The following is a 20913-nucleotide window of genomic DNA, read 5'->3' as shown; positions in this document are numbered from 1 at the left end:
CCTAGACCTGCGGCCGGTGGCTCGGCCAGATCAGGCTGAAGCAGGCCCCGCCCAACGCCTCGCTGCGTCCGACCATTGCCCGGCCCCCGTGCCAGTAGATGATCCGGCGCACGATCGACAACCCCAGGCCATGCCCGCCGGAGGCGCGGGTACGGCTGTCGTCGAGGCGGGTGAAAGGGGTGAAGATGCGATCCCAGACCCCTTCGGGAATTCCGGGCCCATCGTCTTCCACATCAATGCGGCAGCGCTCCAGGCCCAATTGATAGCTCAACCTGACCTGGGATTCGGCGTGCCGCATGGCATTGCCCACCAGGTTCTGCAGCGCCCGGTGCAGGTAGCGGGGTTCGGCATCGACCCAGGCGCCTGCCGCATCCGCACCCTGGCAGTCGCCGCGTACCACCTTGACCTCGACCCGCAACGGCGACAGCTCCTGGATCACGCGCTCGAGCAGGGCGTCGAGGTCTACCGCCTGGAATTTCAAGGCCGGTGTGCCCTGCTCCAGGCGGGCGTAGGTCAGCATCTCGTCCACCAGTTTGTCCAGGTCCTGGATGTCGCTGTCCATCCCAGCCAGGTGCTTGGCCCTGGCCTGCTCGTTGCTGGCGCTTTCGATCATTTCCAGGCCAAAGCGCAGGCGCGCCACGGGTGTACGCAACTCATGGGACACCGCCCGCACCAGCTCGCGCTGCATGGTCAAGGAACGCTGCAGATGCTCGGCCATGCCATTGAAGGCCTCGGCCAGGCGCCCCACCGAGTCGGCGTCCCCCTCGGGCACGCGGGTCTCCAGGCTACCCTGGGCAATGCGCGTGGCCGCGACCTCCAGCCCCGACAGGCGTCGCTCCAGCTGGCGCACCAGCAGGTACACCACCAGGCCGATCAGGCACAAACCAAGGAAGGCGATGAGGACCAGCAACTGCGGCGGATACGGGTTGAGCTGATGCAACGGCCCGATCTCCAGCACCCAGGGCGAGCCAGTCAATCCGGAAAACACCCGCACCGAATCGCCATCTTTGCCCAACGCCATCACCGTGTCGCCCTCCTCGACCCGGCGCCGCTGGTCGTCGTCCAGCCCTGCCCGCTCCAGGCGCTGCAGGGCGATGTCGAAACCAAAGCCCTTGCTCTTGCTGATCTCGGCCAGACGTCGCTGCTGTTCGGCGACCGGGTAGCGCACCAGCTCATCGGCCAGTAGATAGAGCGTGGCGCGGGCCAACTGTTCACTGACCTGCTTGACCTGGGCCACCAACAGCTGGTCTTCATCGCCGATCTGGCGCAAGACGCGCACGGCATGCGGGCCGGTCTTTTCCACCACCACCAGGCCCCGACGAAGGCGCGTGCGCTGGCCACCATCCAAGGTGAAGGCCGAGGCCGGCTGCAAGTCCAGCGGCACGCCGAGCAAGCGCTCCCAGATCAACAGCGAGCGCTTGCGCTCGACCGGATCTTGCAGGGCCAGGTTGTCCGCCATGAGGCTGAAGGTGCCTTGGGCCAGTCCCTCGCGGTGCCGTTCAGCGCGCACCTGGTTGACCAGATGCAGGCTGAGCACCCCAAGCACTGCCACCAGCACCAGCACGGCGAGCATGCCACCGTAAATGCGCAAGAAGATCGAATTCACGGGGCCGCTGCCTGGGCGGTCTCGCCGACGAACAGGTAGCCCTTGCTACGCAGGGTCTTGATCAGACGCGGGTGGATCGGGTCATCACCTATCTTGGGGCGGATCTTGGAAATACGCACATCGATCGAGCGGTCCTGGCCGTCGTAGCCGACGCCACGCAAGGAGGTGAAGATCTCTTCGCGAGACAACACCCGCCCGGCATTGCTGCTCAACAACCAGAGCAGGTCGAACTCGGCGCCGGTCAGTTCGATCGCCTGCTCGCCCAACCAGGCCTCGCGCACGCGGCTGTCGATGCGCAATGCACCGAACTGCAGCTCCTGACGCTTGCTCTGCGGGGCTTCGCTGCGCCGCAGCAAGGCGGTGATGCGCGCCAGCAGCAAGCGTGGACGCACCGGTTTGCACACATAGTCATCGGCGCCCATGTCCAGGCCCTGGACCTGATCGAGTTCATCGCTGCGAGCGGTGAGCATGAGGATGGGGCCGACGTATTGCCCGCGGACGCGTCGACAGATGCTCAGGCCATCTTCGCCGGGCAGCATCAGGTCGAGGATCACAAGGTCCGGCTGGCTGTCGATGATACGCCGCGCCGCCCGACCGCCATCGCCCTCCACTGCCACCTCGTAGCCGTTGGCCTGCAGATACTCGGCGGTGAGTTCCGCCAGTCGCTGGTCGTCCTCGACGATCAAAATCCGATTGTTGGGCTGGTCCATGGTCCGCCTTCACTGATTATTCTTGTTCTGGAGCCGCCTGCTGGCGTTGCAGTGTACAACCGGCGATGGCATCGGGCCCGTCAGCCACCGTTCACCAAAAGGCAACATTGCCCCCGGATACTACGTCCCACCCTCGCCCCTGCCAACCACGCCAAGCCGCCTGTCGCAGGCCCTCGGCCGGGACGATTTTTGTGATAGGGTTCGCGCCCGAAAAAATCAGCGACAGGGCATGGGAACGCAGAAAAAAAGTGAAGGCCAGCTAGGACAAGGCCTACAGCGAATACCCACGGATCACACACAAAGTACGCACAAGTTATCCACAGGCGCTCACCTTGCAAAGCCCCTGATACCGCATTATCTTGTATCCCCATCGCAGCGAACCACTAGATATTGGGGTTCGAGCAAAATCACAAACACAAGTCAACAGAGAAGTTCAAGCGATTTGTCTGGCTGAACTTAACGTGATTCCAACAGCCAAACCGCTCCTGCGGAGGCGACCGAGGCAAGCCCATCCAGGGACTTGTTCGGGCATGGGTGTTGCAGGCCAGGCCTGGCACTCATCAGCAACAGTTTTTGGGCTCAGCCCAAAACCTTTGACTTCGGCCAGGGAGCGGCAGGTTATTGCCCCTTATTCCTGAGTCTGTCCCGAAGTCGGTACGCCCGAGCGGGCGGATGCGCGTGCATGCGCGTCCCCGCGCGTGGCCATCAGGCTAGTGGATGGAACGGTGGGCGCCCCAAAGGCGCCTGAACAATATAGAAACTGTGGAGACACCCACCCATGCAAACCGACACAACTCGCGAGAACCCGCAGGCCAAGGTGCCGCAGGCCGCCGATTCGAACCAGGATCTGGCCGCGACCGCACCCGGTCAACTGCGCGTGATCAAGCGTAACGGTACTGTCGTTCCCTACACCGACGACAAGATCACCGTGGCCATCACCAAGGCGTTCCTCGCAGTTGAAGGCGGCACCGCCGCTGCCTCGTCGCGCATCCACGACACCGTCGCTCGCCTGACCGAGCAGGTCACCGCGACCTTCAAACGTCGCATGCCATCGGGTGGCACCATCCACATCGAGGAAATCCAGGACCAGGTCGAACTGGCCCTGATGCGCGCCGGCGAGCAAAAAGTCGCCCGTGACTATGTGATCTACCGCGAACAGCGCGCCAAGGAGCGTGCCACCCGCGCCAACACCGAATCCGTGGTCGAGCCGCACCCAAGCATCCGCATCACCCTGGCCGACGGCAGCCTGGCGCCGCTGGACATGGCGCGCCTGAACACCATCATCAGCGAAGCCTGCGAAGGCCTGGCCGAAGTCGATGGCGAGCTGATCCAGCGCGACACCCTGAAGAACCTGTACGACGGCGTGGCCATCAAGGACGTCAACACCGCCCTGGTTATGACCGCCCGTACCCTGGTCGAGCGCGAGCCGAACTACTCCTTCGTCACCGCGCGCCTGCTGATGGACACCCTGCGTGCCGAGGCCCTGGGCTTCCTGGGCGTGGCCGACAGCGCCACCCACCACGAAATGGCCGACTTGTACGCCAAGGCCCTGCCGGCCTACGTCGAGAAAGGCGTCGAGTTCGAGCTGCTCGACCCTGCCCTCAAAGGCTACGACCTGGAGCGTCTGGGCAAGGCCATCGAGCACGAGCGTGACCAACAGTTCACCTACCTGGGCCTGCAGACCCTGTACGACCGCTACTTCATCCACAAGGATGGCGTACGTTTCGAGCTGCCACAGGTGTTCTTCATGCGCGTGGCCATGGGCCTGGCGCTGCAGGAAAAAGACAAAGAAGCCCGTGCGATCGAGTTCTACAACCTGCTCTCCTCGTTCGATTACATGGCTTCGACCCCGACCCTGTTCAACGCCGGTACCCTGCGTCCGCAGCTGTCGAGCTGCTACCTGACCACCGTGCCGGATGACCTGTCGGGCATCTACAAAGCCATCCACGACAACGCCATGCTGTCGAAGTTTGCGGGTGGCCTGGGCAATGACTGGACTCCGGTACGCGCCCTGGGTTCGTACATCAAGGGCACTAACGGCAAGTCGCAAGGCGTCGTGCCGTTCCTGAAAGTCGTCAACGACACCGCCGTCGCGGTCAACCAGGGCGGCAAGCGCAAGGGCGCGGTCTGCGCCTACCTGGAAACCTGGCACCTGGACATCGAGGAATTCCTCGAGCTGCGCAAGAACACCGGTGACGACCGTCGTCGCACCCACGACATGAACACCGCCAACTGGATCCCGGACCTGTTCATGAAGCGCGTCTTCGACGACGGCAAGTGGACCCTGTTCTCGCCTTCGGAAGTGCCTGATCTGCACGACCTGACCGGCAAGGCCTTCGAAGAGCGCTACGAGTACTACGAAGCCCTGACCGAGTACAACAAGATCAAGGTGTTCAAGACTGTCCAGGCCAAAGACCTGTGGCGCAAGATGCTGTCGATGCTGTTCGAGACCGGCCACCCATGGCTGACCTTCAAGGACCCGTGCAACCTGCGTTCGCCGCAGCAGCACGTGGGCGTGGTCCACAGCTCGAACCTGTGCACCGAGATCACCCTGAACACCAACGCCGATGAAATCGCCGTGTGCAACCTGGGTTCGATCAACCTGCCGAACCACATCGTCGACGGCAAGCTGGACACCGCGAAACTGGCGCGTACCGTCAAGACTGCCGTGCGCATGCTCGACAACGTGATCGACATCAACTACTACTCGGTGCCCCAGGCGCAGAACTCGAACTTCAAGCACCGTCCGGTCGGCCTGGGCATCATGGGCTTCCAGGACGCACTGTACCTGCAGCACATCCCCTACGGCTCGGACGCTGCGGTCGAGTTCGCCGACAAGTCGATGGAAGCGGTCAGCTACTACGCCATCCAGGCATCCTGTGACCTGGCCGACGAGCGCGGCGCATACCAGACCTTCGAAGGCTCCCTGTGGTCCAAGGGCATCCTGCCGCTGGACAGCCAGCAGATCCTGATCGAAGCCCGTGGCGCCAAGTACATCGACGTCAACCTGGAAGAGTCCCTGGACTGGGCCCCTGTCCGCGAGCGCGTCAAGAAAGGCATCCGCAACTCGAACATCATGGCCATCGCGCCGACCGCGACCATCGCCAACATCACCGGCGTTTCGCAGTCGATCGAGCCGACCTACCAGAACCTGTACGTCAAATCGAACCTGTCGGGCGAGTTCACCGTGATCAACCCGTACCTGGTCCGTGACCTCAAGGCTCGCGGCCTGTGGGACTCGGTCATGATCAATGACCTGAAGTACTACGACGGTTCTGTGCAGCAGATCGAGCGTATTCCGCAAGAGCTCAAGGACCTGTACGCCACCGCGTTCGAAGTCGAGACCAAGTGGATCGTCGATGCCGCCTCCCGTCGCCAGAAGTGGATCGACCAGGCCCAGTCGCTGAACCTGTACATCGCCGGCGCCTCGGGCAAGAAGCTGGACGTGACCTACCGCATGGCCTGGTACCGTGGTCTGAAGACCACCTACTACCTCCGTGCCCTGGCCGCCACCAGCACCGAGAAGTCGACCATCAACACCGGCAAGCTCAACGCTGTTTCCAGCGGCGGCGACAGCGCCCCGGTCCAGGCAGCGGGCCCAGCCCCGGTACCTAAGGCCTGCGCGATCGACGAGCCAGACTGCGAAGCCTGCCAGTAACACCCCATGCCGTGGGAGGCGCCTTAAGGCGCCGCTTGCGGCATTTTTGTATCCGCGTCATCGAGAGACTCTGCCCTCTGCACGTCGCTTTCGCGAAGGGATAAAACAGTACTGCTCCGTGCCCTGGACGCCAGGACACGGGCTTCACTGACCCACACGGAAGACATCACGATGGCTCGGAAGAAACCTGCAACTCGCAAGATTGGCCGCAATGCCGAAACCGGCCGTTTCACCACGGTCGAAGAGGCGCGCAACAACCCCAGGACGCACATCGTCCAGACGCTGCGCAACCGCTGCCGCTAAGACCCGCCCGGAAGGCCAAGGCCCTCCGGGTGCGGTTTTTCGACGCTGACAACCCCACCTCGAAAACACAATATTTTGTGTTAGATCAAAAAATCAAACACCACATCTGCGATTTTTCCGCTAAACTCCTTCCCCGTGGAAACGACGCGTGATTCGTGAACGGACGCGCCTGATACCGGTCGAAAAATTACAGCAGACCGGCCTAGCGTCGCTCCGATCGGTAGCGAATTCCGTTATACTTCGCCCCCCCTCGAAAAAGGGTTTAGCCAATGATCGACTGCGTGACACAGGCCGTACCCAACCGCTTGGCCAGCCCGCACGTTTTATCGTTGCCACACTGTATTCAGGCGTCCTGGCCCCTCCTGCGAGGCATGGACAGGCGCTGATCCGACACCTTCAAACGTGACGAGCGCGCGCGCTCACTGCCTGCCGTATCGCCCTTGGGGCCTTGCAGGCGTCACCTTTTAAAATCCAATCGGTTGCCCCGCGCAACCCTCTAGCAGGAGCCAGGACCATGCTGAGCTGGGACGAATTCGACAAGGAAGACGGTGAAGTCGCCGCCAAAGGCGCCACCCCCGCACAGGCCAACGCCGCCGCCACCCTCGACAAACTCGACAGCGCCGGTGACGCCGCCGCCCAGGAAGCCCGCGCAGCGACCGCCGACGACTCCGACGCCGTCAAGCGCGCCAAGGCCGCCCTGAACGAACTCGACATCGCCGAAGGCCTGGCCGAACTCGAAGGCTCCTCCGCCCGCGTGCGCGTTGACGAAAAGCGCATGATCAACTGCCGCGCCGACCTCAACCAGCTGGTTCCGTTCAAGTACGACTGGGCCTGGCAGAAATACCTCGACGGCTGCGCCAACCACTGGATGCCGCAAGAGGTCAACATGACCGCCGACATCGCCCTGTGGAAGAGCATGGACGGCCTGACCGAAGACGAGCGCCGCATCGTCATGCGCAACCTCGGCTTCTTCTCCACCGCCGACTCCCTGGTGGCCAACAACCTGGCCCTGGCCGTGTACCGCCTGATCACCAACCCCGAGTGCCGCCAGTACATCCTGCGCCAAGCATTCGAAGAGGCGATCCACACCCACGCCTACCAGTACTGCATCGAGTCGCTGGGCATGGATGAAGGCGAGATCTTCAACATGTACCACGAGATCCCATCGGTCGCTAAAAAGGCAGCCTGGGGCTTGAAGTACACCCGCGCCATCTCCGACCCCGAGTTCAACACCGGCACCGTCGAGACCGACAAAGAACTGCTGCGCAACCTGATCGCCTACTACTGCGTCCTGGAAGGCATCTTCTTCTACTGCGGTTTCACCCAGATCCTCTCCATGGGCCGCCGCAACAAGATGACCGGCGTCGCCGAGCAGTTCCAGTACATCCTGCGTGACGAATCCATGCACCTGAACTTCGGCATCGACGTGATCAACCAGATCAAGATCGAAAACCCGCACCTGTGGGATGCCGCGATGAAGGAAGAAGCGACCCAGATGATCCTCCAAGGGACCCAGCTGGAGATCGAATATGCCCGTGACACCATGCCACGCGGCGTACTGGGCATGAACGCCGCGATGATGGAGGACTACCTCAAGTTCATCGCCAACCGTCGCCTGACCCAGATCGGTCTGAAAGAAGAATATCCAGGGACCACCAACCCGTTCCCGTGGATGAGCGAGATCATGGACTTGAAGAAGGAGAAGAACTTCTTCGAGACTCGCGTTATCGAGTACCAGACCGGTGGTGCGCTGAGCTGGGACTGATTGTCCAGCCACTTAGAAAAGGCTGCCTCCGGGCAGCCTTTTTATTTTGAGTTGATACCTCTGGGACCGCTCGCGTGCCAACAGTCAGGCCAGATGCGACTGGCTGCGCAGATGCTCGGCCAGCATGTCGATGAAGGTGCGCACCTTGGTCGAGCCGTATTTGCTTTCGCGGTGCAGGATGTGGATCGGCCAGGACGCCTCCTCGTACTCGGCCAAGATCACCTGCAGGCGCCCGTCCGCCAGTTCATCAGCCACCTGATAGGACAGCAGCCGGGCGATGCCGAGGCCAGCGCTGGCGGCGGCGATTGCAGCGTCGTTGCTGGTCACGGTCAGGCGCGGCTTCATGCGTACCAGCGTCGGCTCGTCGATCGCGCCGAAGCGCCAGTCCGTGCGCGGCGACAGCGCCCCGGCAGCGATGATCTGATGCCTGTGCAATTCCGAAGGATGGCGCGGCGTGCCGTGGCGCTCCAGATACTCCGGCGAGGCGCACAGTAAGCGGCGCATGTGGCCCACGCGCAGTGCCTTGAGCCCAGAATCCGGCAACTGCCCGATGCGTACAGCCACGTCCAGGCCCTCCTCCACCAGATTCACCACACGGTCGAGAAAATACGCCGACACGTCCACCTCGGGGTACTGCTGCAGGTAACGGACGATGCAGGGCATGACGAACTTCTTGCCGAACAGGATCGGCGCGGTAACCGCCAGGTCGCCCTTGGGCGCGGCGTTGATGCCGGCAGCGGCTTCATTGGCTTCGACGATGCTGGCCAGAATGTGCCGCGTATCTTCCAGGTAACGGCCACCGGCCTCGGTCAGACGCACGCTGCGGGTGGTGCGCAAGAGCAGCTTGACGCCAAGTTGCTCCTCCAGCGCGGTGACCGCCCGGGTCACGGCAGCAGGCGAAATCGCCAGGCGGCGGGCAGCGGCGGCGAAGCTTTCCTGCTCGCCCACGGCCACGAACACTTTCATTAGGTGAATCTGGTCCATGCCGCGCCCCATGCGTTGTCATAGGGCGATTATTCCAGCGCTGACGCTAGAGCTCCAGCACCAAGGGCTGCACACCTTCTTCAGCCTGAGCCGGAATGGCGCAGCAGATCAGTACGCTACCAGGTTCAGGCAGTTCGGCGGGCGGGTTCGGGTAGTGGACCTGCCCACTGACCAGTCGGGTCTTGCAGGTGCCGCAGGAGCCGCCTCGGCAACTGAACTCCGGCGACAGGCCACGGCGCTCCGCCAGTTCTAGCAGCGTGCCACTGTCCGGTGCCCAGCGGGCCTCCTTGGCAGAGCTGGCGAAGTACACCGGCACAGGTTCTTTGGCGGGCGGAGGCTGTTGCAGCGTGGGCTGATTGTCGTCGGTGTGACGACGCAAGGTCGAAGGGCCAAAGGCTTCGGCATGAATGCGCGAATCGGGCACATGCACGCTGCGCAGGCCTTCGTACAGATCCTGGGTGAAGCTGGCCGGACCACAGAGGTAGAAGTCGTAGTCGTCCAGTGCCAGTGTGGTCTTGATCTGGTCGATGCCCAGGCGGCTGGCGAAGGTGTAGTCACGGCCCTGCACCGCATGCGCTTCCGGCTGACTCAGGGCACGATGGATATTCAGCAGGCCAGCGGATTGCTTTTGGAGTGCGCCTAGCTCCTGCTGGAACGGCAGGTCAGCCAAGGTACGTCCGCCATGGAACAGATAAATGCGCCGGCCCTGCCCGCTGGCCAGTTGCTCACGAAGCATGGCGATCAGCGGAGTGATGCCGACGCCCGCGCCAATCAGCACGAGGGGGCGTTCGCTGTCTTGGTCCAGCGTGAAGCTGCCCATAGGCAGGCGTACATCTAAAAGATCACCGACCTTCAACGCTCGGTGCAGATGCCATGAAGCCGGCCCCTGCGCCTTGACACTGATACGCAAGTAACCGTCGGACGGCGCGCTGGACAAACTATAGGTGCGGATAAGTGGCGTCTGCCCTTCGGTCCGCAAACGCACGGGAATATGCTGGCCGGGCGCAAAGGTTACGGCGGCGCCGTCCCCAGGTTGCAGGTAGAACGAGCGGATATCACGGCTCTCCTGCTCGATGCGCGATACTCGCCAGCTCAACCATTGACGTTGCCGTTCACGCTGTTGCAGGCGCAGCTCGGCTTCGGCCCAGGTGCCGGTCGTCAGGCTGGTGGGGGCGTACTCATGGAATGCCCAGCGCAGCGACACGGCAGCTGGACGCAACACCACCTGTTCGACATCCAGGGTCCAGATTCGCTCGGCACCTTCGAAAGCACTGATCAGTGGGCTGTCGAGAATGACCTGGGCCTGCCCGACCACCTGAAGCATGTCGCCAGTGGCGAAGTCAACGAACAGCAGGCCTGCGACAGGGTTCACCAACAAGTTGCCGAGGGTGTTGAAATGCAGATTGCCGGCATAATCGGGGACGGTCAGGCGGTTGCCTTCGACCCGCACGAATCCGGCCCGACCACCGCGGTGGGAGACATCCACCGAGCGTTGGCCGCTTTCATGTTCGACGTAGCTGGCCACGAAGAATGTATCCGTGCTCTCGATCATGGCGCGAGCCCTGGCATCGATCGCCGTTGAATCCTGACGCCCTTGCGAAGGTACGTCGACACGGGTGTATTCGCGCAATTGAATGTACTGCGGGCAGTTGCCGAACGACTGCTCGACCTCCACCTCCAACTGGCCGGCACTGGCCCTGCGAATCATGCCATTGAGGCGATTGCGCCGGCGGGTGTGCAACTCGATCCCCAACAGACCGACGGCACCGCCAGCCACCAACCCCGGCGCTGCCGGATCGTCGGCGGCAAGCTCGGTGCCGATCAGCAACTGCCGCGGATCAGGCGAGCTGACGAAGCCCTCGGGGCCTTCGAGCAGCGTCGCCCAAGGTTTGCCCTCGGCATCCACGGCACCGACCACCATGAATGGCAACTGATGGTAGAACGCGCGATGCTGGTCGGGCATGTAGTCGCGGATGACCTTTTGCCCAAATGCCTCCATGCGCTCTGCAACACCGGCTTGCTCCTGCAGCCGTTTCTCACCTGCATGCCAGGGTGATCGCATGGCGGCATTCCTCTGGACTCAGAGAGTGGTCTGCAAACCGATAACGGTGCGCGGCATCGGCACGAAGCCTGGCAGCGCCTCGATACGGGCCAGCCAGGCACGCACGTTGGGGTACGGCTCGAGCGACACGTTACCTTCCGGTGCATGGGCGATGTACGAGTAGTTGGCGATATCGGCGATGGTCGCCTGGTCGCCGACCAGGAACGGGCCCTTGGCCAGCTCGGCATCGATCACCTTGAGTAGGGTGTGGGCGCGGCCGATGACTTCATCGGTGTTGAACGAAGCACCGAACACGGTCACCAGGCGCGCAGCCGCTGGGCCGAAGGCCAGAGGACCGGCCGCTACCGACAACCAACGTTGCACGCGAGCGGCACCGACCGGATCCTCAGGCAGCCAACGCGAACCACCATAGGCCTTGGCGAGATACACCAGAATGGCATTGGAGTCAGCGATGACAGTACCGTTGTCGTCGATCACCGGCACCTGGCCGAATGGGTTGATGGCCAGGAAATCGGGCTGCTTGTGCTCGCCCTTGGCCAAGTCGACGAAGACCAGTTCGGTGGGCAGTTCGAGCAGCGACAGCATCAGCTCGATGCGGTGAGCATGGCCGGACTTTGGAAAGTTGTAGAGTTTGATCGGGCTTGGCATGTTCTGGGCTCCGGATCAGCGCCGGGAGTGGCGCTGCTGGAGGACATGCTGCACCGGATCGGTGAGCAGCAGAATCAGTGCTGTGAGCAATCCAGTATTTCGGCAGGTGGAATAATCGTGGGAACCGCGCTATCGCAGGCGTCGGATAGATCCATGCTCAGTGCCGCTGTCGCTTTTGATATAGGTACAACCCCCGCGCCGCCTCGACCACCTGTGGCACGCATGCCTGGAGCTCGTCGAAACTCATCGCGTCGAGCAGCTCGAAATTATCCTCCAACCCATGCAGGGAAATGGCCTTGAGCAGGCGGTCCTGCTCCGGCGGCAACTCGCTCCACTCGGCCACCTGGGTACCGCGCATGTAGCCGAAGCACCACTCCTCGAGAATGATCGACGGCCCCTCTTCGCCTTCGCTCTCTTCGAACAGCGGCTCGAAGTGCTCAAGATCATCGGCCAAGGATTCAGCCACCTGGTTGGCGTAACGCAGCATCAGTGCGGTGTAGGCCTCCTCATGGGCGGGTTTCTTGAACTTGGGGACTTTTCCACCAGCGACCGAAGGCAGCCACTGCTCAGGCATGACGGCATTCGGTGAGCTGGCCAGGGCGGTGAAAAAGCCGTTGAGTTCAGCCAGGTTGAGTACCGAATAGTCGTTGCCGTAGGTGATCAACAGATCTTCGAGACGGTCGAGTTCTTTTTCGCTGAGGGCGGGGAGCATCATGAGTGTCCTAGGGCAGAAGTCTGGGTGCACCCTAGCACATGGGGAAAGGTATAGCGGGAATTGTGGGCAGAACGACAGTAATCGCGGGTCAATCCCGCTCCCAAAAGCTGTAATGCCATGGGAGCGGGGCTTGCCCGCGGCAGACCGTCAGTCGTTAGACCGCCAGTGCGCGTTCACGCAGTTCCTGGTTCAGGATGCGGTCGTTTTCGCTGTAGTCCACCGGGCAGTCGATCACGTGTACGCCCGGGGTCTTGATGCAGTGCTCGAGCAGCGGCAGCAGGCCTTCGGCGCTTTCGACGCGGTGACCGTTGGCACCGTAGGCTTCGGCGTATTTGACGAAGTCCGGGTTGCCGTAGTCCAGGCCGAAGTCGGTGAAGCCCATGTTGGCCTGCTTCCAGCGGATCATGCCGTAGCCGTCGTCACGCAGGATCACTACGGTGATGTGCATGCCCAGACGTACTGCAGTCTCCAGCTCCTGGCTGTTCATCATGAAGCCGCCATCACCGCACACCGAGATGACCGGGCGGTCTGGGTACACCAGATGCGCCGCCATGGCCGACGGCAGACCGGCGCCCATGGTTGCCAGGGCGTTGTCCAGCAGCACGGTGTTGGGCTTGTGGGCCTTGTAGTTGCGGGCGAACCAGATCTTGTAGATGCCGTTGTCCAGGGCCACGATGCCTTCGGACGGCAGGACGCGGCGGATGTCGGCGACCAGACGCTGCGGGTAGACCGGGAAGCGGTCATCGTCCTTGCCTTCGGCGATCTGCGCTTCATTGGCTTCGCGAATCGCCAGCAGGCGGGTGAAGTCCCAGTGCGAGGTGTCGCCCAAGCCTTCGCCGATCTGCCAGACGGCATTGGCGATGTCGCCGATCACTTCGATCTGCGGGAAGTACACGGCGTCGACTTCTGCGGAGCGGAAGTTGACGTGGATGACTTCGGTACCGCCACGCACCATGAAGAATGGCGGCTTCTCGATGACGTCGTGGCCGATGTTGATGATCAGGTCGGCCGCTTCGATGGCGCGATGCACGAAGTCACCGGACGACAGCGCGGCGTTGCCCAGGAAGCTCGGATGGCGCTCATCCACCACACCTTTACCCAGCTGGGTGGTGACGAATGGAATGCCGGTCTTGTCGATCAGTTGCTTGAGGACCTTGGCGGTCATCTTGCGGTTGGCGCCGGCACCGATCACCAGGATCGGGCTGCGGGCGTTGCGCAGCTTCTCGATGGCCGCTTCGATGGCCACGTGCTCGGCCAACGGGCGGCGGTGCAGGCTGGGCTGGATCGGCATGGCATCGGTCTGCTCGGCGGCGATGTCTTCCGGCAGTTCCAGGTGCACAGCGCCGGGTTTTTCTTCTTCAGCCAGGCGGAAGGCTTCGCGCATGCGGGCCGGGATGTTGTCGGCCGAGGCGAACTGGTGGGTGTACTTGGTGATGGGGTCCATCATGCCGCACACATCGATGATCTGGAAGCGGCCCTGCTTGGACTTCTTGATCGGCTTTTGGCCGGTGATCATCATCATCGGCATACCGCCCAGGTAGGCGTAGGCGCTGGCGGTCACCAGGTTGGTGGCACCTGGGCCGAGAGTCGACAGGCTGACGCCGGTCTTGCCGGTCAGGCGGCCGTAGGTGGCGGCCATGAAGCCCGCGGACTGCTCATGGCGGGTCAGAACCAGCTTGATCTTCGATTTGCGCAGGGATTCCAGCAGGTCGAGGTTCTCCTCGCCGGGAATGCCGAACACATACTCGACGCCTTCGTTTTCCAGGCATTGCACAACGACATCGGCGGCCTTGGCCATCTTGCTTGCTACCTCAAGTGATAGGACGGTGGTGAAGTCCAGGAATGCGCAGCACGGTGCGCTGGCATCGCTCGGTCCGGGTGCCAGGATTGCCCCGAACCTAAGCCTTGACGCAGGGTAGGTACGGGGAAGTCACTTAATGTGGCAGCAATATTGTCGCACTTACAATGAAGCGACGTGAGGTAGCCGACGAGCAAAAGATATTTGCTGTGAGGACAGAGTTAGCACCTGTAGGAGCGGGCCTTATGCGAACCCACAGGTGGTACATGTGCAGCAGCGCAAAGACAAAACCCCTACCTGCTCGCGCAGATAGGGGTTTTGCGAAATGAATCTTGACGATGACCTACTCTCACATGGGGAAGCCCCACACTACCATCGGCGATGCATCGTTTCACTACTGAGTTCGGGATGGGATCAGGTGGTTCCAATGCCGATTACATCGAGATGTTCTATAACCCTAAACGCCGACACAGCAGTGCTATGCAGCTGTCTCCAGTAGAGTATGAGAAACGCTATTTCCTGAGCTTGGAGAGTGTCTAGAAAACCAGGGGCGATTCATGATGATCGAGCCGATCACCCGGGACTGGGTGTCCAGCGCCTGGATGCCCTGGGCGGCATCCTGCATGGAGCTTTCCAGACCGCGCATGACATCGACGGTCTGGGTGACCACCTCAGTGGCCTTGCGGGCACTGGCGTCGGTACCCAGCGAGGTGTTGTAGGCGATGTCCGCAGCCTGGGCGACGGCGATTTCCTGGTTGACTTGGTCGGTGATCACGGTGGCGAATTTGACCACTTTGTAGAGCACGTCATGGGCATCGATGATCGGGTTATAGGAAGCTTCCAGCCACACGGTCCGGCCATGGGCATCGACACGCTTGAAACGGTCGGCAACGAATTCGCCCCGGCGCAGCTTGTCCCAGAACGCCTGGTAAGCCGGCGAATTGGCCTCTTCCGGTTCGCAGAACATGCGGTGTGGTTTGCCACGCACTTGCTCCAGGGTGTAACCCATCGCGTTGAGGAAGCGGTCGTTGGCGGTGAGCACTTCGCCTTGCAGGTTGAACTCGATCAGGGCGGTGGAGCGCATCAGGGCCTTGATCAGGCTCTCGTGCTCGCGGGAGGCCTCGATGGTGCGGGTCAAGTCGCTCGAATGCATGCTGAAATGCTTGATCCGCCCATCGCTGCTCTTGACCGGCTGCAGGATCGAGCGCAGCCAGGCTTCCTCGCCGTTGCCGCGTAGCAGGCGGAACGCGCCGTTGAGGTGTTCGCCACGGGTGATGGCGCCTTTCATGCGGTGATAGAAGTCCAGCTCCTTCACATGAGGCGGCACGATTTCTTCGATGTTGCGCCCGATCAACTGCCCGGCGCTGTACAGCATCTCCTTTTCGAAGTTGCTGTTGACCGACTCGATGCGCCCGTGGGGGTCGAGCTGAAGCACCAACATCTCGCTGTCCAGGCTGCTTTTGACTTGCTCGACGGACATCAGGTCCTCGCGCAGCTGTTGGATTTCTTTCTTGAGTTTGCTGTTGAACATGACCGCTCTCCCGGAGCGCACCTCGAGTGTCGAATACATCTGCATCGGCTGCTCCTGGGGGATTCTTGAGCACCCCAAAGGGGAAATTTCCAAGCATTTTTCTCTTCAAAAAAATGGCGTCACCCGGCCGTCACAATGACGTCACAGAACCGCAACGCGGCGGGTGGAAACTTTTTGCCATGAATAGACCGCCCCTACGTATCACCCTTGTCAGCGAGACGTTTCCACCCGAGATCAACGGCGTGGCCAATACCCTCGGACGCCTCATCGAAGGGCTGCGCCAACGTGGTCATCAGGTCGAGCTGGTGCGCCCAAGACAGGCCAGCGACACCTCGCAGCGTGAAGGGGATGATCTGCTGCTCTGCCGGGGCTGGCCACTGCCGGGTTACCCAGGCCTGCAATGGGGCGAGATCACCAAGCGCACACTGCTGCGCCGCTGGCGCAAGCACCGCCCGGACGTGCTCTACATCGCCACCGAAGGGCCGCTGGGCCTCAGCGCACTGCGTGCGGCGCGGCAGTTGGGGGTTGCCGTGGTCAGCGGCTTTCATACCAATTTCCAACAATATTCGCGGCAGTACGGCCTGGGCCTGCTGACGCGCCTGCTCACTCATTACCTGCGCTGGTTTCACCGGCGCACCGCCATCACCCTGGTGCCGAGCGCGAGCCAGCGCCTGGAGCTGGAGCGCCGTGGTTTCGAGCGCCTGGCGCTCATGGCCCGCGGCGTCGACGCCTGCCTGTTCAATCCGGCCCGGCGCAGCCAGGCGTTGCGCGAGCGCTGGGGCCTGGGCGCGGACGACATTGCCGTGCTGCACGTGGGGCGGCTGGCCGCAGAGAAGAACCTAGGGCTGCTTGCACCGTGCATGGAGGCCTTGCGCAAGGCTTATCCACAGCGCCGCATGCGCCTGGTCATCGTCGGCGACGGCCCCCAGCGCGAAACGCTCGAACAGCAGTTGCCCGATGCCGTGTTCTGTGGCGCCCAACGGGGCGAGGTATTGGCCGAGCACTATGCCAGCGGTGACTTGTTCCTGTTTCCGAGTCTGACCGAAACCTTCGGCAACGTTGTTCTCGAGGCCCTCGCCTCGGGCTTGGCGGTGGTTGCCTATGACGAAGCAGCGGCCGCCCAGCACATCCGCCACGGGCACAGCGGCGCGTTGGCAATGCCGGGCGACCAGGCGGCGTTCATCGACGCGGCCTGCTGGCTGATGGAAGAGCAGGAAACCTTGCGCACGGTACGTCTGAATGCCCGCCAGCACGCCAGTCGCCAGGGCTGGCCGGCGATCGTCGAGCAGTTCGAAGGGTACCTGGCTAGTGCTTGTCGCCAGGCAGGAATGATGAACACTCAGGCTGTAAAGACAGATCTGGCGATCAAGCGAGGCTCGACCACACCGCGCAGCTGAGCGCTCGTCGGACTCAAAACGGTGGTCCATTCGCGAGTAAACCCGCTCTCACAGGCCTGCGCCGGCCTTCAGGCTGGCAGAGCCCCTGGGGGAGCGGGTTTACCCGCGAATGGACTGCGCAGTAGGGCCGCCGTTGTTTGGCGACTCGCAGGACTGAAGCCCCGAATCAAATAGGACTCAGGCCAGCGCCTTCTCGATCGCCTGGACCACCGTCGGGTCATCCGGTGTGGTACGCGGTGCGAAACGAGCCAGGACCCGGCCATCCTTGCCGACCAGGAATTTTTCGAAGTTCCAGGTGATATCCCCGGGGAATTCAGCCCCCTCACCCGCCAGCAGGCGGTACAGCGAATGACGCTGCGGCCCGTTGACTTCGAGCTTGGCCCCCAACGGGAAGCTCACGCCGTAGTTGAGGCTGCAGAACGCCTGGATTTCCTCCTCGCTGCCCGGCTCTTGCCCGGCGAACTGGTTGCAAGGCAAACCGAGGACGTTGAAGCCTTTGTCCTTGTAATCCTGGTACAGGTTCTCCAGGGCTTTGTATTGCGGTGTCAAACCACACTTGGAGGCGACATTGACCACCAACACCACCTGGCCCTTGAACGGTGCAAGGGGCAGATCCTCGCCGTTCAGCGCCTTCAACGTCAGGTCGTGAAATGCACTCATGATGACTCCCCTCTCAGGTTCCCGGTTGTCGCAGGGGCGAAAGGCGCCCACTAAAAAGGCGCGCGGCCAAACCGTCCACACCTTCCCCAAGGAAGGCAAGTCGGCTTGCCCGAGCGCCTGGCGACTCTCTGAGCTTAGCGCAGAAAATCAGTGGTGATGGCCACCTTCACCGTGGATGTGGCGGTGAGCGATTTCTTCGTCGCTGGCGTCACGCACATTGACCACCTTGACCTTGAAGTTCAGGCGCTGGCCGGCCAGCGGGTGGTTGCCGTCGACAGTGATGTCGTCGCCGTCGATGTCGCGGATGGTGACGATCTGCATCTGGCCGTCCGGTGCCGAAGCGTGGAACTGCATGCCCACTTCCAGTTGATCGACGCCTTCGAACAGGCTGCGGTTGAGGGTGCTGACCAGCTCGGCCAGGTACTCGCCGTAGGCCTCTTCAGGCTCGACGCTGACGTTCAGTTCGTCGCCGGCCTGCTTGCCTTCCAGGGCTTTTTCCAGGCCTGGAATGATGTTGGAGGCACCGTGCAGGTACACCAGCGGAGCACCGCCGGCGGAACTGTCGATGACCTCCCCGGCGTCGTTGGTCAGGGTATAGTCGATGGAGACAGCCTTGTTGGCGGCAATCAGCATGGGGCAAGACCTTTTGCAAAAGAATGTAGAGCGAATAAGTGTAACCAAGGCATCGCCCGATTGCGAACGCCCCTCGGACATTGAGCGCCCCGTCAGTCGGGTGACTGGGTTTCACCAGGACGAAGACGGCCACTGGGTGGTTGAGCTTTCCTGTGGCCATACCCAGCACCTGCGCCACCAACCGCCCTGGCAGGCCAGGCCCTGGGTGCTCGATGCCCAAGAGCGCGAACGGCGCATCGGCCAGGTATTTGCCTGCGGCTGGTGCGCCCAGGGTACCGATAGCGATACCCTTGGCCGTTGATCCCTTGCACCGCTTATTTCGAGAAGCACGCATGCAGACATTTTTCATCGCGCCGACAGATTTTGGTGTCGGCCTGACATCCATCAGCCTCGGCCTGGTCCGCACCCTCGAGCGCGGCGGCCTGAAGGTCGGCTTCTTCAAGCCGATCGCCCAGCACCACCCTGGCGACACAGGCCCGGAGCGCTCCAGCGAACTGGTCGCCCGCACCCACGGCATCCGCCCGCCCACACCCCTGAGCCTGGCCCAGGTCGAGCGCATGCTCGGCGATGGCCAGTTGGACGAGTTGCTCGAGGAAATCATCCGCCTGTACCAGCAGGCGTGCATCGGCAACGACGTGGTGGTGGTCGAGGGCATGGTGCCCACCCGCCATGCCAGCTACGCGGCCCGGGTCAACCTGCACCTGGCCAAGAGCCTGGACGCCGAGGTGATCCTGGTGTCGGCACCGGAAAACGAAGTACTCAGCGAGCTGTCCGGCCGTGTCGAACTGCAGGCCCAGCTGTTCGGTGGTCCGCGCGATCCGAAGGTGCTCGGCGTGGTCCTGAACAAGGTTCGCACCGAAGAGAGCATGGCCGACTTCGCCACCCGCCTGCGCGAACACTCGCCCCTGCTGCGCGGCGATGACTTCCGCCTGCTCGGCTGCATCCCCTACCAGGCCGAGCTCAATGCCCCACGGACCCGCGATGTGGCCGAGCTGCTAGGCGCCCAAGTGCTCAATGCCGGCGACTACGAGCAGCGGCGCATGAACACCATCATCATCTGCGCCCGCACCGTGGCCAACACCGTGCCGCTGCTCAAGCCGGGCACGTTGGTGGTGACGCCGGGTGACCGCGACGACATCATCCTCGCGGTGAGCCTGGCGGCGATCAATGGGGTCCCGCTGGCGGGCCTGCTGCTGACCAGCGACAGCAAGCCGGACCCTCGCATCCTGGAACTGTGCCGCGGCGCCCTGCAGGCCGGCCTGCCGATCCTGTCGGTGAGCACCGGTTCCTACGACACCGCCAATCGCCTCAACTCACTCAACCGCGAAATCCCAGTCGATGATCGCGAACGCGCCGAGTTCATCACCGACTTCGTCGCCAGCCACCTGGATGCCGCCTGGCTGCATCAGCGTTGTGGCACACCACGCGAGTTGCGCCTGTCACCGGCGGTGTTCCGCTACCAGTTGATCCAGCGCGCCCAGCAGGCCAACAAGCGCATCGTCCTGCCCGAAGGCGCCGAGCCGCTGCTGGTGCAGGCCGCCGCCATCTGCCAGGCGCGGGGCATCGCCCGTTGCGTGCTGCTGGCCAAGCCCGAGGACGTCCAGGCGGTCGCCCGCGCCCAGGGCATCACCCTGCCACCGGATCTCGAGGTGCTCGATCCGGAGTTGATCCGCGGCCGCTACGTCCAGCCCATGGTCGAGCTGCGCAAGAGCCGGAATCTCAACGCTCCCATGGCCGAACAGCAACTGGAAGATCCAGTGGTGATCGGCACCATGATGCTGGCGCTCGACGAGGTCGACGGGCTGGTGTCAGGGCTGGTCCATTCGACTGCCAATACCATCCGCCCTGCCCTGCAATTGATCAAGACCGCACCCGGCAGCAGCCTGGTGTCGTCGGTGTTCTTCATGCTCTTCCCCGAGCAGGTGCTGGTCTACGGCGACTGCGTGATGAACCCGCACCCCAGCGCTGCGGAACTGGCCGAGATTGCCAGGCAGAGTGCCGAATCGGCCCAGGCCTTCGGCATTGCCCCACGCGTGGCGATGCTCAGCTACTCCAGCGATTCGGCCGCCAGCGACGAGGAAGTGGAGAAGGTACGTGAGGCCACCCGCCTGGCGCAGCAGGCCGAGCACGATCTGGTGATAGACGGCCCGTTGCAGTACGACGCCGCCGCCAACCCCGAAATCGCTCGTCAGCTGGCTCCGGCAAGCCCTGTGGCCGGGCAGGCGACAGTGTTCGTCTTCCCGGACCTGAACACCGGCAACACCACGCACAAGGCCGTGCAACGCAGCGCCGACTGCGTCAGCCTCGGCCCGATGCTTCAAGGGTTGCGCAAGCCGGTGAACGACCTGCCACGCGGGGCTCAGGTAGACGATATCGTCCACACCATCGCCTTGACCGCGATTCAGGCCAGTACCGTGCGCTGAAATGAACAGGGGCCGCTATG

Annotated in this window: 15 protein-coding genes, 1 rRNA gene and 2 pseudogenes; 7 read left to right on the top strand and 11 right to left on the bottom strand. The window is 62.6% G+C overall.

Annotation, left to right across the window (positions count from 1 at the left end):
• Position 1: 1 nt before the first annotated feature.
• The gene (locus R6G97_RS16865; protein WP_090344016.1) at positions 2-1573 is read right to left on the bottom strand and encodes an ATP-binding protein; all 1572 of its coding nucleotides are present in this window, start codon (positions 1571-1573) and stop codon (positions 2-4) included.
• Positions 1574-1602: 29 nt separating this feature from the next.
• Complete coding sequence (locus R6G97_RS16860; RefSeq protein WP_317847251.1) at positions 1603-2316, bottom strand: response regulator transcription factor; 714 nt, start codon at positions 2314-2316, stop codon at positions 1603-1605.
• Positions 2317-3094: 778 nt separating this feature from the next.
• Here R6G97_RS16860 and R6G97_RS16855 point away from each other — a divergent pair.
• The 3 genes from R6G97_RS16855 to R6G97_RS16845 all read left to right on the top strand — a co-directional run bounded on the left by R6G97_RS16855 (position 3095) and on the right by R6G97_RS16845 (position 8042).
• Positions 3095-5974 (top strand): ribonucleoside-diphosphate reductase subunit alpha, encoded by a 2880-nt coding sequence (locus R6G97_RS16855; RefSeq protein WP_043214572.1) that lies wholly within the window; start codon positions 3095-3097, stop codon positions 5972-5974.
• A 171-nt stretch (positions 5975-6145) separates the two neighbouring features.
• Positions 6146-6277, top strand: coding sequence for a hypothetical protein (locus tag R6G97_RS16850; RefSeq protein ID WP_256544354.1), 132 nt, complete (start codon positions 6146-6148; stop codon positions 6275-6277).
• A 514-nt stretch (positions 6278-6791) separates the two neighbouring features.
• On the top strand, positions 6792-8042 hold the full coding sequence (locus tag R6G97_RS16845) for a ribonucleotide-diphosphate reductase subunit beta (RefSeq protein WP_043214574.1): 1251 nt from the start codon (positions 6792-6794) through the stop codon (positions 8040-8042).
• Between the two features lie 84 nt (positions 8043-8126).
• Here R6G97_RS16845 and R6G97_RS16840 read toward each other — a convergent pair whose 3' ends face one another.
• The 6 genes from R6G97_RS16840 to rrf form a co-directional block, all read right to left on the bottom strand.
• On the bottom strand, positions 8127-9026 hold the full coding sequence (locus R6G97_RS16840) for a LysR family transcriptional regulator (RefSeq protein WP_197853301.1): 900 nt from the start codon (positions 9024-9026) through the stop codon (positions 8127-8129).
• A 46-nt stretch (positions 9027-9072) separates the two neighbouring features.
• Positions 9073-11088, bottom strand: a complete 2016-nt coding sequence (locus R6G97_RS16835) for a pyridoxamine 5'-phosphate oxidase family protein (RefSeq protein ID WP_197853300.1) — start codon at positions 11086-11088, stop codon at positions 9073-9075.
• A gap of 18 nt (positions 11089-11106) precedes the next feature.
• Positions 11107-11736, bottom strand: a complete 630-nt coding sequence (locus R6G97_RS16830) for a glutathione S-transferase family protein (protein ID WP_043214578.1) — start codon at positions 11734-11736, stop codon at positions 11107-11109.
• A 157-nt stretch (positions 11737-11893) separates the two neighbouring features.
• On the bottom strand, positions 11894-12448 hold the full coding sequence (locus R6G97_RS16825) for a UPF0149 family protein (protein ID WP_182943279.1): 555 nt from the start codon (positions 12446-12448) through the stop codon (positions 11894-11896).
• Positions 12449-12605: 157 nt separating this feature from the next.
• A complete protein-coding gene (locus R6G97_RS16820) occupies positions 12606-14249 on the bottom strand; it encodes an acetolactate synthase large subunit (protein WP_090343556.1) in 1644 nt (547 codons plus the stop codon).
• Between the two features lie 330 nt (positions 14250-14579).
• A 5S ribosomal RNA gene (rrf, locus tag R6G97_RS16815) occupies positions 14580-14693 on the bottom strand.
• Here rrf and R6G97_RS16810 point away from each other — a divergent pair.
• A pseudogene (locus R6G97_RS16810) lies at positions 14682-14789 on the top strand (IS3 family transposase); the annotation flags it as partial. The gene rrf and the pseudogene R6G97_RS16810 sit on opposite strands and share 12 nt — an antisense overlap.
• Before the next feature lie 19 nt (positions 14790-14808).
• Here the strand turns inward: R6G97_RS16810 and R6G97_RS16805 are convergent.
• Positions 14809-15780: pseudogene (locus R6G97_RS16805) on the bottom strand (methyl-accepting chemotaxis protein); the annotation flags it as partial.
• A gap of 179 nt (positions 15781-15959) precedes the next feature.
• Between R6G97_RS16805 and R6G97_RS16800 the strand changes: the two are divergent.
• On the top strand, positions 15960-17177 hold the full coding sequence (locus R6G97_RS16800; protein ID WP_090345231.1) for a glycosyltransferase family 4 protein: 1218 nt from the start codon (positions 15960-15962) through the stop codon (positions 17175-17177).
• 177 nt (positions 17178-17354) lie between these two features.
• On the opposite strand, the gene R6G97_RS16795 is transcribed toward R6G97_RS16800, so the two are convergent.
• Together R6G97_RS16795 and R6G97_RS16790 are read right to left on the bottom strand one after the other, a co-directional pair.
• The gene (locus tag R6G97_RS16795; protein WP_043213841.1) at positions 17355-17837 is read right to left on the bottom strand and encodes a glutathione peroxidase; all 483 of its coding nucleotides are present in this window, start codon (positions 17835-17837) and stop codon (positions 17355-17357) included.
• A 147-nt stretch (positions 17838-17984) separates the two neighbouring features.
• Positions 17985-18470, bottom strand: coding sequence for an FKBP-type peptidyl-prolyl cis-trans isomerase (locus R6G97_RS16790; protein ID WP_070576981.1), 486 nt, complete (start codon positions 18468-18470; stop codon positions 17985-17987).
• Between R6G97_RS16790 and R6G97_RS16785 the strand changes: the two genes are divergently transcribed.
• Together R6G97_RS16785 and pta are read left to right on the top strand one after the other, a co-directional pair.
• Positions 18469-18771, top strand: coding sequence for a DUF3565 domain-containing protein (locus tag R6G97_RS16785; protein WP_043213835.1), 303 nt, complete (start codon positions 18469-18471; stop codon positions 18769-18771). The two genes, R6G97_RS16790 and R6G97_RS16785, sit on opposite strands and share 2 nt — an antisense overlap.
• Before the next feature lie 31 nt (positions 18772-18802).
• Entirely contained in the window at positions 18803-20893 is a 2091-nt protein-coding gene (pta, locus tag R6G97_RS16780; RefSeq protein WP_317847250.1) for a phosphate acetyltransferase, read from the top strand.
• Positions 20894-20913 lie beyond the last annotated feature (20 nt).

It is taken from the genome of Pseudomonas sp. HTZ2, from assembly GCF_033173945.1.
GTDB classification, from domain to species: domain Bacteria; phylum Pseudomonadota; class Gammaproteobacteria; order Pseudomonadales; family Pseudomonadaceae; genus Aquipseudomonas; species Aquipseudomonas guariconensis.
Note: the sequence above shows the minus strand (reverse complement) of the source record. Positions and strands in the feature narration are given on the sequence as shown.

Bases quoted from the DNA above. Each gene is read 5' to 3' on its own strand.
- pta (WP_317847250.1), top strand. From the start codon at position 18,803: ATGCAGACATTTTTCATCGCGCCGACAGATTTTGGTGTCGGCCTGACA.
- R6G97_RS16850 (WP_256544354.1), top strand. From the start codon at position 6,146: ATGGCTCGGAAGAAACCTGCAACTCGCAAGATTGGCCGCAATGCCGAA.
- R6G97_RS16800 (WP_090345231.1), top strand. From the start codon at position 15,960: ATGAATAGACCGCCCCTACGTATCACCCTTGTCAGCGAGACGTTTCCA.
- R6G97_RS16795 (WP_043213841.1), bottom strand. From the start codon at position 17,837: ATGAGTGCATTTCACGACCTGACGTTGAAGGCGCTGAACGGCGAGGAT.
- R6G97_RS16830 (WP_043214578.1), bottom strand. From the start codon at position 11,736: ATGCCAAGCCCGATCAAACTCTACAACTTTCCAAAGTCCGGCCATGCT.
- R6G97_RS16820 (WP_090343556.1), bottom strand. From the start codon at position 14,249: ATGGCCAAGGCCGCCGATGTCGTTGTGCAATGCCTGGAAAACGAAGGC.
- R6G97_RS16860 (WP_317847251.1), bottom strand. From the start codon at position 2,316: ATGGACCAGCCCAACAATCGGATTTTGATCGTCGAGGACGACCAGCGA.
- R6G97_RS16790 (WP_070576981.1), bottom strand. From the start codon at position 18,470: ATGCTGATTGCCGCCAACAAGGCTGTCTCCATCGACTATACCCTGACC.
- R6G97_RS16825 (WP_182943279.1), bottom strand. From the start codon at position 12,448: ATGCTCCCCGCCCTCAGCGAAAAAGAACTCGACCGTCTCGAAGATCTG.
- R6G97_RS16855 (WP_043214572.1), top strand. From the start codon at position 3,095: ATGCAAACCGACACAACTCGCGAGAACCCGCAGGCCAAGGTGCCGCAG.
- R6G97_RS16785 (WP_043213835.1), top strand. From the start codon at position 18,469: ATGGGGCAAGACCTTTTGCAAAAGAATGTAGAGCGAATAAGTGTAACC.
- R6G97_RS16840 (WP_197853301.1), bottom strand. From the start codon at position 9,026: ATGGACCAGATTCACCTAATGAAAGTGTTCGTGGCCGTGGGCGAGCAG.
- R6G97_RS16835 (WP_197853300.1), bottom strand. From the start codon at position 11,088: ATGCGATCACCCTGGCATGCAGGTGAGAAACGGCTGCAGGAGCAAGCC.
- R6G97_RS16845 (WP_043214574.1), top strand. From the start codon at position 6,792: ATGCTGAGCTGGGACGAATTCGACAAGGAAGACGGTGAAGTCGCCGCC.
- R6G97_RS16865 (WP_090344016.1), bottom strand. From the start codon at position 1,573: ATGCTCGCCGTGCTGGTGCTGGTGGCAGTGCTTGGGGTGCTCAGCCTG.